This is a genomic window from Paenibacillus sp. Mc5Re-14, assembly GCF_001049835.1.
In the GTDB taxonomy this organism is placed as follows: domain Bacteria; phylum Bacillota; class Bacilli; order Paenibacillales; family Paenibacillaceae; genus Paenibacillus; species Paenibacillus polymyxa_C.
Window position 1 is genome coordinate 5,134,119 of sequence record NZ_CVPD01000001.1, and the last position, 15,601, is coordinate 5,149,719.

18 protein-coding genes and 1 pseudogene are annotated in these 15,601 nt (G+C 43.0%); 14 read left to right on the forward strand and 5 right to left on the reverse strand.

Annotated features, from left to right (window positions below; all coding sequences use genetic code 11):
* The first annotated feature begins 46 nt into the window (after positions 1-46).
* Positions 47-439: a hypothetical protein gene (locus BN1546_RS23385; protein ID WP_255305516.1), complete on the forward strand. Its 393-nt coding sequence runs from the start codon at positions 47-49 to the stop codon at positions 437-439.
* A 187-nt stretch (positions 440-626) separates the two neighbouring features.
* Here BN1546_RS23385 and BN1546_RS23390 read toward each other — a convergent pair whose 3' ends face one another.
* Positions 627-1,115 (reverse strand): PLAT/LH2 domain-containing protein, encoded by a 489-nt coding sequence (locus BN1546_RS23390; RefSeq protein ID WP_090738928.1) that lies wholly within the window; start codon positions 1,113-1,115, stop codon positions 627-629.
* Positions 1,116-1,253: 138 nt separating this feature from the next.
* Between BN1546_RS23390 and BN1546_RS23395 the strand changes: the two genes are divergently transcribed.
* Positions 1,254-1,751: a DUF2798 domain-containing protein gene (locus BN1546_RS23395; protein WP_090738929.1), complete on the forward strand. Its 498-nt coding sequence runs from the start codon at positions 1,254-1,256 to the stop codon at positions 1,749-1,751.
* A gap of 93 nt (positions 1,752-1,844) precedes the next feature.
* On the opposite strand, the gene BN1546_RS27450 is transcribed toward BN1546_RS23395, so the two are convergent.
* The 3 genes from BN1546_RS27450 to lexA all read right to left on the reverse strand — a co-directional run bounded on the left by BN1546_RS27450 (position 1,845) and on the right by lexA (position 3,238).
* Positions 1,845-1,985, reverse strand: coding sequence for a hypothetical protein (locus BN1546_RS27450; RefSeq protein WP_167347010.1), 141 nt, complete (start codon positions 1,983-1,985; stop codon positions 1,845-1,847).
* A 41-nt stretch (positions 1,986-2,026) separates the two neighbouring features.
* A complete protein-coding gene (locus BN1546_RS27455) occupies positions 2,027-2,191 on the reverse strand; it encodes a hypothetical protein (protein WP_016821950.1) in 165 nt (54 codons plus the stop codon).
* A 420-nt stretch (positions 2,192-2,611) separates the two neighbouring features.
* Entirely contained in the window at positions 2,612-3,238 is a 627-nt protein-coding gene (gene lexA, locus BN1546_RS23400; RefSeq protein ID WP_013310545.1) for a transcriptional repressor LexA, read from the reverse strand.
* A gap of 189 nt (positions 3,239-3,427) precedes the next feature.
* Between lexA and BN1546_RS23405 the strand changes: the two genes are divergently transcribed.
* The 4 genes from BN1546_RS23405 to BN1546_RS23420 all read left to right on the forward strand — a co-directional run bounded on the left by BN1546_RS23405 (position 3,428) and on the right by BN1546_RS23420 (position 5,688).
* Positions 3,428-3,796, forward strand: a complete 369-nt coding sequence (locus BN1546_RS23405; RefSeq protein WP_013371494.1) for a LysM peptidoglycan-binding domain-containing protein — start codon at positions 3,428-3,430, stop codon at positions 3,794-3,796.
* Between the two features lie 108 nt (positions 3,797-3,904).
* Positions 3,905-4,111, forward strand: a complete 207-nt coding sequence (locus tag BN1546_RS23410; RefSeq protein WP_016821948.1) for a DUF896 domain-containing protein — start codon at positions 3,905-3,907, stop codon at positions 4,109-4,111.
* A gap of 115 nt (positions 4,112-4,226) precedes the next feature.
* Entirely contained in the window at positions 4,227-4,736 is a 510-nt protein-coding gene (locus tag BN1546_RS23415) for a hypothetical protein (RefSeq protein ID WP_013371492.1), read from the forward strand.
* Positions 4,737-4,893: 157 nt separating this feature from the next.
* The gene (locus tag BN1546_RS23420) at positions 4,894-5,688 is read left to right on the forward strand and encodes an HAD family hydrolase (protein ID WP_196767499.1); all 795 of its coding nucleotides are present in this window, start codon (positions 4,894-4,896) and stop codon (positions 5,686-5,688) included.
* Between the two features lie 98 nt (positions 5,689-5,786).
* On the opposite strand, the gene BN1546_RS23425 is transcribed toward BN1546_RS23420, so the two are convergent.
* Positions 5,787-6,329, reverse strand: coding sequence for a 1,2-dihydroxy-3-keto-5-methylthiopentene dioxygenase (locus BN1546_RS23425; RefSeq protein WP_040103576.1), 543 nt, complete (start codon positions 6,327-6,329; stop codon positions 5,787-5,789).
* A 281-nt stretch (positions 6,330-6,610) separates the two neighbouring features.
* On the opposite strand from BN1546_RS23425, the gene metH reads away from it, so the two are divergent.
* The 8 genes and pseudogenes from metH (at position 6,611) to BN1546_RS23465 (ending at position 15,596) form a co-directional block, all read left to right on the forward strand.
* On the forward strand, positions 6,611-10,051 hold the full coding sequence (gene metH / locus BN1546_RS23430) for a methionine synthase (protein WP_040103577.1): 3,441 nt from the start codon (positions 6,611-6,613) through the stop codon (positions 10,049-10,051).
* 79 nt (positions 10,052-10,130) lie between these two features.
* Positions 10,131-11,063 (forward strand): ribonuclease Z, encoded by a 933-nt coding sequence (gene rnz / locus BN1546_RS23435; protein ID WP_014599878.1) that lies wholly within the window; start codon positions 10,131-10,133, stop codon positions 11,061-11,063.
* 485 nt (positions 11,064-11,548) lie between these two features.
* Positions 11,549-12,376, forward strand: coding sequence for a TIGR01457 family HAD-type hydrolase (locus BN1546_RS23440; RefSeq protein ID WP_090738930.1), 828 nt, complete (start codon positions 11,549-11,551; stop codon positions 12,374-12,376).
* Positions 12,377-12,443: 67 nt separating this feature from the next.
* Positions 12,444-13,263, forward strand: a pseudogene (locus BN1546_RS23445) (Fpg/Nei family DNA glycosylase).
* Complete coding sequence (locus BN1546_RS23450) at positions 13,253-14,101, forward strand: deoxyribonuclease IV (RefSeq protein ID WP_176702351.1); 849 nt, start codon at positions 13,253-13,255, stop codon at positions 14,099-14,101. The pseudogene BN1546_RS23445 and the gene BN1546_RS23450 overlap by 11 nt, the downstream one beginning before the upstream one ends.
* Before the next feature lie 75 nt (positions 14,102-14,176).
* Positions 14,177-14,515: a cyclic-phosphate processing receiver domain-containing protein gene (locus tag BN1546_RS23455; RefSeq protein ID WP_090738932.1), complete on the forward strand. Its 339-nt coding sequence runs from the start codon at positions 14,177-14,179 to the stop codon at positions 14,513-14,515.
* On the forward strand, positions 14,512-14,826 hold the full coding sequence (locus tag BN1546_RS23460; RefSeq protein WP_058829641.1) for a thioredoxin family protein: 315 nt from the start codon (positions 14,512-14,514) through the stop codon (positions 14,824-14,826). Before BN1546_RS23455 ends, BN1546_RS23460 begins: the two co-directional genes overlap by 4 nt.
* Entirely contained in the window at positions 14,823-15,596 is a 774-nt protein-coding gene (locus BN1546_RS23465; protein WP_090738933.1) for an ABC transporter ATP-binding protein, read from the forward strand. The genes BN1546_RS23460 and BN1546_RS23465 overlap by 4 nt, the downstream gene beginning before the upstream one ends.
* The last annotated feature ends 5 nt before the right edge of the window (positions 15,597-15,601 follow it).

Sequence of the window (15,601 nt, forward strand, 5' to 3'; positions counted from 1 at the left end):
CCAAATATATTGTCTGTTTCATTAAACTGTTTTACCAGTTAACTTAATGGTATTGCACAGAACCAATTTAAGATACGAGCCAGTAGCAAGTGTTACCCATGACACCTATACAAACTCTTTTAATCAAGAATTAGTTTCATCTCAATTAGTAATTTTTAAAGATGACACAGCATATACAGATGTAGCTATTGTCGGGAAAAGAGTGAAATTTTCGATTAGTGGTTTAGAAAACCCGTTTAATACTAATTATTATAATCGATTAGTCTGGACTAGTACTGATGAAGAACCAAATATAAAAAATATACTGACAGTAAAAGTTGCGCCAAAAACAGGGTCGCTTTACAGTTCCAGCAACTATGAAAACCTTTCACTGATAAAACAAAAAATCAACTCTGACTCACCAGTATATGGATGGATTCAATTAGAATCCAAAGAGTGAGCTAAAGCAGGATCAGCTATAATCAAATATTAGAAAATTCCTAATGTGTAGTGTAAGTGAATATTCTAAATAAGCGAAATCCCCACCCGACCAGCTAAGGTAGTGGGGATTTTTCAAAATAAAAAAAGACTCCATCAAATATTGACAGAGTCTTTTAGAGAAATTGTAATTGTTGAAAGTGATGTTCTTAAGAAGGGAAAAGTGTTTCGAAATCTGGAGAACCGCCATCGCCAAGCCAACGGTTTGGGCTTGCAAATGGAAGAGTTTTCCTGTTTCCAGTAATTTTTATATTAGCGATTTTCCAACCTGGTTTATGTCCAGATCCATCAGTTCTGATCGTAATTTTTCTGATGTCACCAAGGTTGCTGGTGCTAATTCTTGTTGTATCCGAATCTCCTTGTTCAAAACTTCCATTGAGTGTAGCGGTAGCATAATCTCCATTTGAACCATACAAAGTAATAGAGATATTAGAATCAGTTCCAGCATCTTTAAGTTTGGCTGTATTTACAGTAACAACATATTCAACATTAGCAAAAGGTGTAACTGACTCTATACTTCTATTAGAGTCTTGTAATGAGCTATAAGTGTCAGTTGTGACCTGATCTGCAAAAGAAGGTGCTGCGAAAGCTGCAGATGAGACAAGAAGTGCTGATGCTAGCAAAGATACTTTGTTCATTAAAATGTTACCAACTTTCTAGTATTTGTATTTAATGTTATACATTAATTTCAGGATGATATGTTCATAAAAAGTTCACTTACATGAAAATTTTGTTGCAGCTAAAATAATCACATCAAAAATGAAAGGTTGAATTTAATGCCAACAACTAAAAAGGAAAGCTTTTACTTTGGGGCTATTATGTGTTTTGGAATGGTCATTATTATGACCTTCTATAATCTTTTGATTAACGGATTGATTGGAAAAATTAGCTTGATTACCATTGCTGTTGAATTTCTAATTGGATTTATTATAGCGCTCGTATTAGATCTATATATCGTGGGTCCTATAGCAAAAAAAGTTGCTTTAAGTCTACCTTTTGATAAATCCAAAAAAATATTTTTAGTTATCACGATTTCAACATGTATGGTGTTCGGAATGGCCTGTTCTATGTCTTTCTACGGTTTATTAACTTCAATTCTTAGTCATGCTATTAGTGATCATTCATTATTTGAAGCATATTTAGAAATTTTTATAAAGAACTTTGTTGTGGCCTATCCATTACAATTATTGGTTATGGGTCCAGCTGTTCGAGCCTTGTTTATAAAATTTATAAAGAAAAGTGGGCAAGCAGGACCAAAGCTGATACAAGTTTGAAGAAGCTATAACTGCGGGATTGGTAGTTTGGTGTTTGATTTAACACAAAAAAAGCAGGAAGAATTCTTCCTGCTTTTTGCTTGAAAATAATTATTAACGTCTGCGTTGTCTATCATTCACGCTAAACAGATTAACAGCCAGTGCGTTACCTCTTGCACGCGCAGTGGCTCTTTGATTGGAACGGATGTTTAATCTTCTTCTTCTCAATTCACGGTTGCTGTGTCTTCTGCTCATAATGTCACCTCCCTTCAAAGAAATGAAGGTACGGTTAAATCTTAATGATGTTTATGCTTACGCTTGGAAATTTTGATATTTAATGCGTTAGTTGCGAGTGCATTTCCGCTTCCTGTTTTAGCAGCTGCGGCTTGAAAGACTTTAACGACCAGATATCTGTTTTTCCCGATGCGATGCTTATACGTTTTAACTCTATTTCTGATCATCTGCATAACTCCTTTGCTTTAGGTCTGCTATATACATATGTCAATTGTGCTAGTAATGTATCAGCATAAATCTACTAAAGACAAAAAGAAGCTAGTACCTATGTTCCTAAATGTTTAACAAAAAAAGCTCATACTAGCCTGCGTTCGCCTTCCCAACTTTACGTTATAGGGGAAGGCTACAGTAGGTTCACATGAGTCAAATTTCCATTTATTTAGCTAATAAAAGTAAACAGTTCAAGATCAGAGGGGAACTATTTCGGATAATGGGGGGGATATAATAGTAGAGACAATATAGGTTGCTAAAAAGGAAAGAATAGTTGTGAGACACACATAGTAAACATAATAACAATATAAAACCGGCTCGCCTAGGCGGCCGGTTTTATATTCGTGGTAGTATAACGGGGAAGAAAGCACGATAAATCAGTGGAAGTCCCGGAAGAGTCCAACAACCTTGCCCAATATGCTGACGTGTGTCAGGCGAAGCGGTTCAAAGGCTGGATTTTCAGGTTGAAGCCGGATATGATCTTTTTCTTTGTAAAAGGTTTTAACTGTAGCCTCGTCTTCATCTGTCATAGCTACTACAATGTCTCCGTTATCAGCGGTCTGCTGCTGACGTACGATTACATAGTCTCCGTTAGCAATACCAGCTTCAATCATGCTTTCGCCTACAACAGATAACATGAATATTTTATCCTCACCAACAAAGTGTTGGGGAAGAGGAAAGTAATCTTCAATATTTTCTGTCGCCGTAATAGGAAGACCAGCGGTTACTTTGCCGACGACGGGAACACGACTAATGGAGTAATTAATCAAGTTGCTGTTATCCGATTCGTCTTGACCAAGTAATTCAATAGCCCGTGGTTTCGTAGGATCGCGGCGAATGAGTCCTTTTTTCTCCAAACGATCCAAATGACCGTGAACCGTAGAACTGGAGGCCAATCCGACTGCCTCGCCTATTTCGCGTACAGAAGGGGGGTATCCCTTTAGACGCACTTCATTGCGGATAAATTCAAGAATGGCCTGCTGGCGGCTCGAAATCTTAGACATACCGTATCAACCCCATTTAGTAACGTTTGGGAAAATTATAGCATAGAACCTCCGTTCGTACAAACATAAGTTCTAAATAATCCCTAAAAATATTTACGAACTTTTGTTCTGTTTTCTATTGAACAAAACAAACGTTCGTGTTATATTGTGAAAAACATAAGAACAAACGTTTGGAGGACGCGGCCAATTATGAAATATAGCACTTATCAAAGTATTTTCCCGATGAACTTAGAGAATTTACAGGAGACCCGAAAAGAGGGTAAGGTGCGTTTGTTACAGGTTATTACCAATACTCTTTTACTCAAGCTTCTTATTCTAGTAATTATCGTTTGGGTTGCAGGGGCAGGTGTACTTACGGTTTTCGCAGCACCTTCAGTTTCTAATAAAGAGGTGATTAAGCTGACCGTACAACCTGGAGATACGTTATGGAAGATTGCCGTGAATCATAAACCGGAACGAATGGATACACGGGTATATATTGAAGGAATTATGCGTATTAACGCTTTGGAGGATCGGGGAGTGCAGGCAGGTCAGGTGCTTAAGCTTCCACACTTCTGATCTATAAGACTATAGAGCTTGTCAAGGAGCGCAATGCGGGAGCCTTGACAAGCTCTTTTCTACATGTCAAAGTGTATTATATCTTTGCTTTTATGGAGGGGACACAATTTGGATATAGACAGCTTGGTACAGCGCATTAATGAATTAGCGCGCAAAGCAAAAGCCGAAGGATTGACAGAAGAGGAAACCACAGAGCGCGCCAACCTTCGGGAAATTTATTTAGGCAACATTCGCCGTAATTTTCGGCAGCAGCTTGAAACCATTGAATTTGTGGACGATGATACGTCGAAGGGAAATGGCGGGCTGAAGCATTAATGTCGCTAAAGCCTGCATCATTTGCCTTTGTTTTAGGTATCTTTCCTGGTATCTATATAGATCAGCTTTAAGGCAGTTGCTTTAATGTAATATTTATTGGGAAGGGAATTGAGAGATGGCCCGATCATTTGAAAGAAAAGTACGTAAAAACACAGCGCATTTAAATAAAACGCGCAAGAAACAAGGCATTCAAACCATTAACGGCGCAGGTTCAGCAATGGACATTTTCCGTGGCCGTAATATTACTGTGCCAATCATGCTGGCTGGTCTTGCTGTATTGTACATGCTTATGAGTTACTTTTTGACTAAGACCGGCATGCGGGGAATGGACTGGCTGGTATTTGGCTTGTACTTGATGCTGGCTGTAATCTTCTTCATTCGCCGTCCTTATTTAAAAGTGGGAAAAGATACCCTCTATATGTTAAAAGGTGGCAGAGAACGGCCGATGACGGCAGGGGACATGAAAGCCATCAAAATTGAAAAGGGTTACGTTACCGTTGAAAGAAAAGGGAAGGGCGGTAATTTTATTTTTACAAAATCACTGGGACGCTACGATACGGATGCCATCGCAGAGCGTCTTGAAAAGTTTGCACTATCCAATCAGATACAGGTAGATAAGAAATAACCGATTTAGCCTGTAGCTCTGTAAGTAAGGCCGTATGATGTTATTTTTTCATATAACATGGTGCGGCCACTTGCTTAATATGGGCACACATAACGATCTGATTCGTGACCAAACAGACAATCTTACATATACAGTGGAAAGAGAGTGGATAATTCATATGACGATTCAGGCGATAATGTTTGATCTTGATGATACCCTTCTGTGGGATGAACGTAGTGTAGAAGAGGCATTTGATGCAGCGTGTCAAACAGGCTCCCGAGAAACAGGCGCTGATCCGAAAACGCTGGAAGAAGCCGTACGCAAGGAAGCGCGCGCTTTGTATGAGTCCTATGAAACCTTTAGTTTTACTCAAATGATTGGCATTAATCCGTTTGAAGGACTGTGGGCGAATTTTACAGCAGGTGAGCAACCTGAATTCCGCCAATTGGAACAGTTGGCTCCTGCTTATCGTAAGGAATCATGGCGCAGAGGGCTTCAGCAACTGGGGATAGATAATGAGGAGTTGGCGGAAAAGCTAGCTGCCCAATTTGCTTCGGAAAGACGTGCACGTCCACATGTGTATGAGGAAACGTTTGAGATTCTGGAACAATTGAAGGGGCAATACAAGCTGTTATTGCTGACAAATGGTTCCCCTGATCTACAACAGGAGAAGCTGGATGGAGTTCCTCAATTGGCTCCTTTTTTTGATCATGTTGTTATTTCAGGTTCTTTTGGTCGGGGCAAGCCTGATCCTTCTATATTCCAGCATGCTTTGGGCCTTCTAGGAATTGAACCTGGACAAGCTTTAATGGTAGGAGATAAGCTGACGACTGATATTCAAGGGGCTTTGGCAGCTGGTGTACATTCGGTGTGGGTGAATCGGAACGATAAAACCAATACTACAGAAATCAAGCCGAAGTTCCAAATCAAGCATTTGTCTGAGTTGCATGGAATTATTCAATCTTTAAAGTGAGAAATCTACAGTTTTCTAAAACAAGTATCAAGAAAACTCCCTTCGCTCGATATGCTACAGAGCGGAGGGAGTTTTCTTATTGACACCATAGATCTTAATTATGCTGTAGTGAATGTTGGATCTTCGAACGGTTCGGCAATCCAGCCATTTTCTTCGATGAACAAGCGGACTGCGACGATCTTTTGATTTTCCATTAAAGTGAAAAAGTGAGGTGTATTTTCAGGTACGGAAATAACGTCACCTGGTGAAAGCTCTACATTAAAATAGCCGATCTCTTCAGAGCCTTTAATGATGAAAATGCCTTTACCAGCAACAATGGCACGGATCTCATCCTCGGTATGGGTGTGAATTTGCTCGAACTTGGCCAGCAGCTCCTCCAGATTCGGCGTTGCTTCAGATAAGGTGATAACGTCCCATATTTTATATCCACGACGTGCGGCTAAATCCTTGATTTCAGGTTCAAATGTTTTAAGAACAGCGGCTTTTTGATCATCTGTCAGAGTAAAGTTTTCTTGCAGCTCCCCTGGCAGCTTTGAGGCATCCCAGTGTTCATACAATACCTGGTGGCTCTCCAAAAATTCACGTACCTGTTCTTCACCACTAATTCGCTCATTCGTATTGCGTATAAAAATTTCTGCCATGTATAAATCCCTCTTTTCCACTTGGATTAATATTGTATAAAGAATACCATGTCTTAACCAGTTGTACAATACAGGCTGAAACATTTATATGGGAACGACTATAGCTAAACGATACAGTTTAAAGACGTTCGTCTATAACGATGCATACTACAAAAATAGAACAGCTAAGTCGTTTGTGAAGAAGAATAACCTGCATAAAACGTATGTTTTTACTTCAATCTATCTAAATGATACGGTTTCTGCTAAACTAGGATTTAACGTTTTGCGGGGGTGAAGAAATTTTGGATAAAGTTAGCTTGCAGGATGCGTTACAACGAAGAATACTCCTTCTTGATGGGGCTATGGGTACTATGATTCAGCAGGAAGACCTTTCTCCCGCTGATTTTGGTGGAGAAGAGTTGGAAGGCTGCAACGAGATGTTGGTCTTAACGAGACCGGATGTCATTCAAGGGATTCATGAAGCATACTTGGAGGCCGGGGCAGACCTGATTGAAACGAATACATTTGGAGCAACATCCGTCGTTTTGGCGGATTACGATATACCAGAACGTGCCCGTGAAATTAATCTGGTGGCGGCCAAACTGGCACGTAACGCGGTGGATAAATACAGCACTGCGGACAAGCCTCGTTTTGTTGTAGGAGCTATGGGTCCAACCACGAAAACCTTGTCTGTCACAGGCGGTGTTACATTTGTAGAGCTGATTGAAAGCTATCAGGAGCAGGCTTTGGCGCTTATTGAAGGCGGGGTGGATGTTCTTCTGTTGGAGACCTCACAGGATACGCTTAACGTTAAGGCAGGCAGCATTGGAATTCGTCAGGCTTTTGAGCAGACAGGGATTGAGCTTCCGTTAATGATTTCTGGCACGATTGAACCGATGGGAACAACGTTGGCCGGACAAAATATCGAATCCTTCTGCATATCACTCGAACATTTAAACCCAATCTCGATTGGACTGAATTGTGCTACAGGTCCAGAGTTTATGCGTGATCATATTCGTTCTTTGTCTGAAATGTCCTCTGCAGCTATTAGTTGTTATCCAAATGCGGGCTTGCCCGATGAAAATGGTCAATACCATGAATCGCCGGATTCATTAGCTCGTAAAATGGCTGCTTTCGCTGAAAAAGGCTGGTTGAATATTGCAGGAGGCTGTTGCGGTACTACACCAGAGCATATAAGAGTAATGAGTGAAAGTATGGCGCAGTTTGAGCCTCGCCAGCTCGTAGGTCATCATCCTCCTGCCGTATCAGGCATTGAACCAGTATATATTGAACAGGATAATCGTCCGTATATGGTTGGTGAGCGAACGAATGTTCTGGGTTCCCGGAAATTCAAGCGTTTGATCGTGGAAGGCAAATATGAAGAGGCGTCTGAAATTGCCCGCGCTCAGGTAAAAAGCGGAGCACATGTCATTGATATTTGTGTGCAAGATCCGGACCGTGATGAAATGATTGATATGGAAGCGTTCTTGAAACTGGTTGTAAACAAGGTGAAAGTACCATTGGTGATTGATACCACGGATATTAAAGTTATCGATAAAGCACTTCAATATTCGCAAGGTAAGGCAATTATTAACTCCATTAATTTGGAGGATGGTGAAGAGAAATTTGAGAAAATGGCTCCTATTATTCATAAATACGGCGCTGCTGTTGTTGTCGGAACGATTGATGAACGTGGACAGGCAATTGCGCGTGAGGATAAGCTTGAGGTAGCTAAACGTTCTTATGATCTGTTGGTGAACCGTTACGGTCTGGCAGCGGAGGATATCATTTTTGATACGCTCGTATTCCCAGTAGGAACAGGGGATGAACAATATATCGGTTCGGCTAAGGAAACGATTGAGGGCATACGTATCATTAAAGAAGCCCTTCCTGGGGTTCATACCATATTGGGCATCAGTAACGTATCCTTTGGTTTACCGGAAGCGGGTCGTGAAGTGCTCAATTCTGTCTATTTGTATGAATGCACCAAAGCTGGACTGGATTATGCAATTGTAAATACAGAGAAGCTTGAACGCTATGCATCTATCCCCGAGCATGAACGGAAATTGGCGGAAGATCTGATCTATAATACAAATGACGATACTTTATCTGCATTTGTAGCAGCTTTTCGTAACAAGAAAGTGGAGAAAAAAGAGAAGATATCAAACCTTTCGCTCGAAGAACGGCTGGCTTCCTATGTAGTGGAGGGAAGTAAGGAGGGACTGATCCCGGATCTGGAGCAAGCTCTCGCCAAATATTCTTCTCTGGAGATTATTAACGGACCGCTAATGAAAGGGATGGAAGAAGTAGGACGTCTGTTTAACAACAACGAGCTGATTGTTGCGGAGGTTCTGCAAAGCGCTGAAGTAATGAAAGCATCCGTGGCTTATTTAGAGCCGTTCATGGAGAAGAATGAATCCTCGGTAAAAGGTAAGATTTTGTTGGCTACGGTCAAAGGTGATGTGCATGATATAGGTAAAAATCTGGTGGAGATTATTCTATCCAATAATGGTTACCATATTGTAAATCTGGGTATAAAAGTACCACCAGAACGCATCATTGAGGCTTATCGTGAAGAAAAGGCTGACATGATCGGCCTGTCCGGTCTGCTTGTTAAATCGGCACAACAAATGGTGCTAACCGCGCAGGATTTGAAAAATGCGAACATTGATATTCCAATAATGGTTGGTGGAGCTGCCTTAACGCGTAAGTTTACTAAAAATCGTATTCGTCCTGAATATGATGGACTGGTAGCCTACGCGAAAGATGCTATGGATGGTCTGGATATTGCCAATAAGCTTATGGACCCTGAGTCCCGTAAAAAAATGGCCGAGGACATGAAGGCTGAGCAGGAGGCAGAAGCGGCAACGGTCGTGGAGGCCAAGCCGCTCCCTAAGTTAACTCGGGCTGTACGCTCTAACATTGCTCAGGATTTGCCCGTCTATATCCCACCGGATACGGATCGCCATGTACTGCGTAACTATCCACTGAACTATATTCTGCCTTATGTGAATATGCAGATGCTGATGGGACATCATCTTGGCTTAAAAGGGAATGTAGAGCAACTGCTAGCTTCGAGGGACTCGAAAGCGATTCAGTTGAAGGAAACCGTGGACAGCATTATGTTTGAAGCTGTTACAGACGGAATTATTCAGGCGAGTGCTATGTATCGGTTCTTCCCGGCTCAGTCCCAAGGAAACCAAATTCTAATCTATGATCCGTCGGATGTAAGCAAGGTACTGCACACATTTACGTTTCCACGTCAGCAGGTAGAGCCTTATCTATGTCTGGCTGATTTTTTGAAATCTGTGGAATCAGGGGTTATGGACTATGTAGGTTTCATGGTTGTTACCGCTGGTCATGGTATACAAAAGCTATCTACCCAGTGGAAAGAAAAAGGAGATTATCTGCGCTCACACGCACTTCAAGCGGTAGCGCTCGAAGTGGCAGAAGGGCTAGCAGAACGGCTTCACCATATTATCAGGGATAGCTGGGGCTTCCCGGACCCAGCCGATATGACGATGAAACAGCGGCACGGCGCTAGATATCAAGGTATACGGGTATCCTTTGGTTATCCGGCATGTCCGGATCTGGAGGATCAGGGACCGTTGTTCCAATTGTTAAAACCTGAGGACATTGGCGTTGAGCTAACAGAAGGGTTTATGATGGAACCGGAGGCTTCAGTATCAGCCATGGTGTTCAGCCACCCTCAGGCGCAGTATTTTAACGTCGAAAAGGTTTAACACCTTTATCAGATGGGATAGCAAATACCCTCCGAGCTTCGGAGGGTATTTGCTGGTCAGCAGGAAGAAGGTAAATGTCATGGAATTATATTTTCTCGGTACAAATGCAGGGGTACCTACAATTCAGCGAAATGTAACATCCATTGCTCTTCGTTTACTGGAGGAACGAAGAAGCATGTGGTTGTTTGACTGCGGTGAAGGCACTCAACAGGAAGTATTGCGTTCGCCGCTCAAGCTGAGCAGACTTGAAAAAATATTTATCACTCATTTGCATGGGGATCATCTTTTTGGTCTGCCGGGCCTTTTGTCGAGTAGGGCATATCAGGGGGGTACGGCACCTCTGACTGTATATGGACCGCCTGGGCTTCAACAATATATTGAGCTATCTTTAGGGATCAGCCAATCTCGTATCAATTACCAACTACATATTGTGGAGCATACGGGCGGGGTCCTGTTCGATGATGGTCAATTTCGGGTGGAATCCGCTTTGCTGGATCATCGGATCGACAGTTATGGCTACCGAATTGTAGAGATGGATAAGCCCGGTAAGCTCAACCAAGAACTGTTGGAGCGATACGGGATCAAGCCTGGCCCAGTGTACGGTAAATTAAAGCGTGGAGAAAGTGTGGAAGTAGAGGGTGGAGTTATTCTGCATCCTCAGGATGTATTGGGTTCACCTAAAAAAGGTCGGATCGTCACTATTTTAGGTGACACGAGACCCTGTCCGAATACAGTAGTGCTGGCACGAGATGCAACTGTCGTCGTTCATGAAGCCACATTTCTGCATGATCTGGCGGATACGGCGTACGAGTATCATCATAGTACGGCGCTTCAGGCAGCGGAAGCTGCCAAAGCCGCAGGCGCGGGGCAGTTAATTATGACTCACTTTAGTTCTAGGTATAAAGATCAAGAGCAGCTTCAGCCTTTGCTGGAGGAAGCGCGAAGCCTATTCCCCAATTCATTGCTTGCGGAGCAGCATGTGTTGTTACCGGTACCTGATATCGGTCAATAAACGATTGGAGAGAAAGGTATGTGCTTAGGTGCCGGGGCTTGCTCCGGTGCTTTTCTTTTTCACTAGAAATTATTTTCCGGGAAAGCGCAGGATGCGACAAGAGGTGAGACGTATCAGTATGAGGATGAATGAAATTGTTCTACCACATATGGAGGCATGTCATATTTGAGTTTCTATATATCGAATTTAAAGGATTTAGTTGCTTGAGTATGCTCAGGAAATACAGGAAATTTTCTTTGAAGACGTAGCATCTTCGATGGAATTCGACGAAGAAATGATCTTATGCTATGGGGAAGCGACGGCTTTTAGCGAGGGTTGACGCTATTTTGGATGGTTTACCAGCAATTCATGGACTTCATAAGCATTTTTGACTTAAGATAGATGAGATGAGTGGAAATGACCGATTATTTAATGACCTGAGTCATTCAGGTGGTTAAATAAAAAGGAGAACACCATTCACGGGGTCAATTATTATTTTCAATGTTATGATGTATGAAATTGAAGTGGGGGAGGGGATTGCGATAAAATCGTTACTAATTGATCTGGATGGAACACTTTATCATGGAAATCGAATGATTAAGGGTGCGGAGCTGTTCATTTCCCGATTACGCTCAGAGCAGATACCTTATGCATATGTCACAAACAATGCTTCACGCACACCCGAATCGGTGGCTGAGCATTTGATTGGTATGGGAATTGAAGCAGCTAGTCATGAAGTATATACTTCAGCGTTAGCAGCTGCACAATATGTTGCACAGCAAAGCCCTGGAGCTCATGTATATTGTATTGGTGAAACGGGATTACGCGAGGCACTCACGGGGGCTGGCTTGCAGCTTGTTCAGAACCATCCTGATTATGTGGTACAGGGGATAGATCGTCAATTTACATATGAAACGCTGGCAGCTGCCATGCGTTGGATTCGTGAGGGAGCCACATTTATTTTGACAAATCCGGATCTACAATTGCCTTCGCATGACGGACTTACACCAGGTGCAGGTACAATTGGAGCTGCCATTGAAGCTGCTTCACAGGTCAAACCGATCGTCATCGGCAAGCCTTCAAGCGTGCTAATGAATTATGCACTGAATCGCTTGAACATTAGAGCGGATGAAGCTCTGGTTGTGGGCGATAATATGCTTACAGATATTGCGGCAGGTGCAGCAGCAGGTTGTAAGACAGCTTTGATTCTGTCAGGCGTGACGACTCGCGCTAATATGGATGAACATATTCGTGCCGTTGGAGTGAAACCTGACCTGATGTTTGAAAATTTGGACGAACTGCAGGAATGGATGAAAGAAGAGCTGAAGTCATAAAAAAATATATGTTTTAGAAATTTGCGAGAATTAAAAGCTATGTAGCTACGAAAGGAAAGATGTTGATATGCCGGAACTTCCTGAAATGGAAAACTACAGAATCTTATTGTCAAAACAAATTTTGGACATTCCGATTACTGGAGTGACGGTTAGCCGCGAAAAGTCCATTAATACTGAAGTGGAAACCTTTAAGAAGCAATTGCTGGGTGCAACAGTTGTATATTTAGAGCGTCGGGGTAAGCATTTGATTTTTCATTTAAACACGGGTAAACGACTTGTGCTTCATCTAATGTTGGGAGGACTGTTGTATCTGGGAACGGAGGAGCAACGTCCAGACCGTACGATTCAGATCGAATTGGATTTTAGCGGAGTGAAGCTTTATTTTATCGGACTGCGCTTAGGTTATCTGCACTTGCTGACGGCTAAAGAAACAGATGAAGCTTTATCAGACCTGGGGCCAGATCCGTTAGACCGTCGTATGACGTTGGAGAATTTTACAGCACGTCTAAAAGGACGACGGGGAATTTTGAAAACAACACTGGTAAATCAGCAGGTCTTTTCGGGAATTGGAAACTGCTATTCGGACGAAATTGCTTATATCGCCGGATTTACACCGGGTTCCAAGGTACAAAATATTGTGCAGTCTCCAGAAAAAGTGGAAAAGCTATATCATGCTACTCAATCCGTACTTCGTGAAGCTACTGCGGAGGGTGGTTATATGGAAATGCCTCTAATGGAGGGAGACACGCTAACAGGTGGCTTTGATCATCAGTGTCGAGTATATGACCGTGAAGGAGAAGAATCTCCAAGCGGTGGGAAAATTGTAAGAGTCGAGCTGGCGGGAAAAAAAAGCATTTTATTGCCCGGTGCAGCAGCATGATGCCTAAATTGCTTATCGGCTCTCACGTGAGTACGCGTGGTGGCTTTTCCAAAGCTGCTATACGTGCACGAGAGCAGGGAGGACGTTCATTTCAATATTTTCCGAAAAATCCTCGTAGTCTCAAGCTGAAGGAATGGAGCTCTACAGATACTGCTGCTTGTAAAGCCTACTGCTCAGAGCACCAGCTTCAATCCATTGTTCATTCGCCATATCCCGTGAATCCAGCTCATGGTCGCGAACGCGGTCAGGAACTTTATGAGCTGATGGTTGCTTCATTACGCAATGATTTGGATATTGCTGAAGCCTGTGGATCGAAGGGGATAATTGTCCATTTTGGGCATATGCATTCGTCTGACCCGCTGGAGGGCTATCGTAATATTATTAACTGTCTGAATGATGTGCTGGAAGGCTGGCAGGGAAATGCTAAAATATTAATTGAGAATCAGGCTGGGGATCACGGTCCCATGGGAACCACGCTGGAGGAAATGGTTCAAATTCGCCAGTTGTGTCGAGATCCTGGCAGCATCGGATTTTGCCTGGATACTTGTCATGCGTATTCAGCAGGATTGTGGAACGGTGGAATGGACGAGGCTTTGCTTGAAAAAGGGGACCGTCTCGGCTATTGGCCAGCACTGTGCGGAGTTCATTTGAATGATTCCAAATACCCGTACGGCTCTAAAAAAGACAGACATGCGCGCGTGGGGCAAGGTTACATTGGTACTGAGGGCATGCGCTGGATAACAGAACAAGAAGCTGTAAGAGGTATTCCCGTCGTATTGGAGAGTGAGGCGGGACCTGATGGGACACATCAGGAGGACATTCAAATGATTCAAAGCTGGGAGTGAATTATTTTAAATAGATAATAGTTATCTTAGAGGATGATGTAAGCTTACTTTTTTGGGAAGAAGGAGGAGAAGTTGGTGTATTTGTTTATGGACGATTATCGACCTTGTCCTCCAGGTTTTAAGCTGGCAAGGGATGCGGATGAGTGTCTGCTTCTACTTCATGAATACCCTATTTCAATACTATCGTTAGATTATGATTTGGGTCCAGGGCAACCGACGGGAAAGGATGTAGCTGCTGCTATTGCAAGTAAACAGTTATATCCGCGTGAAATTTACTTGCATTCCTCCAGTCCGCAGGGGCGGCGAGCCATGTATGAACTGCTTTATGCGAGTAAGCCGGAGGGAGTCACTGTGCATAACGGGCCAATACCTGAGGTGCGTATGCAAGAGATCCTAAACGAGTCTAAGCGATGAAAGAGATCGGACAAAAAGAGGCGCGCCATGCCATATGGGAAGGATGCAAGCTGGCTTTGTTTGTATACACTCCCATGTGCGGAACATGCGCGGCTGCCCGTAGAATGTTAGAGGTAGCAGAGCATTTGCTCCCCGAAGGAGCAGTGGTGCAGAGCAACATTAACTATATTCCTGAACTGGTTCAGGAGTATCGGATTTCCAGCGTCCCCGCGCTTCTTATATATAATGGTGAAAACAAAAATCCTGAAATCATCTACAAAATGGAATCTGTAGGACACTTGCTGAGCAGGATAAGGAGCGTGATGGAATGATATCCATGAAGAACATTACATTACAGCGGGAAGAAAAACGTATCCTGGACGATGTAAGCCTAGAAATACGAGAAGGTGAACACTGGGCTATTCTGGGTCGCAATGGTTCCGGTAAAACAACATTGTTGGAAATGATGACAGGGTATATGTTTCCAAGTCGTGGTACGGTTGAAGTGCTTGGGCAAACGTATGGTCAATGTGATGTGCGAGAAGTTCGCAAGCAGATCGGATACATTAGCCAGACATTATTGGAAAAGCTGGCCCTAAAAGATCCCGTTTGGGAAGTGGTGGCTACAGGTGCGTATGCTTTTTTGCGTTTTTATCAGGAGATTCCGACGGAGGCAAAAGAAAAAGCCGTATCTCTTCTGGAGGGTATGAATTTAGGCGATCTGATTCATCACCCGTTGGGCACATTATCGCAAGGAGAACGTAAAAAGGTAATGCTGGCCCGCTCGCTGATGGCTGAACCTCGTCTGCTGATTATGGATGAGCCTTGTGCCGGATTGGACTTATTTGAACGGGAAAAGATGTTGGTCGAGATTGATCGGCTTCGCAAGCGAGACTTATCAGTGGTCTATGTAACTCATCACATTGAGGAGATTGTCCCTCTTTTTACGCATGTTGCGTTGATTCGGAATGGCAAAGTCGCAGCTGCTGGATCGAAAAAAGAAGTTTTAACGAAAGAATTGATTATGCACACTTATGAAGTCCCAGTTGAGCTGGAATGGGATGGTGAACGTCCCTGGATTCGGGTGTGCACTGGAGGGTAACGTTA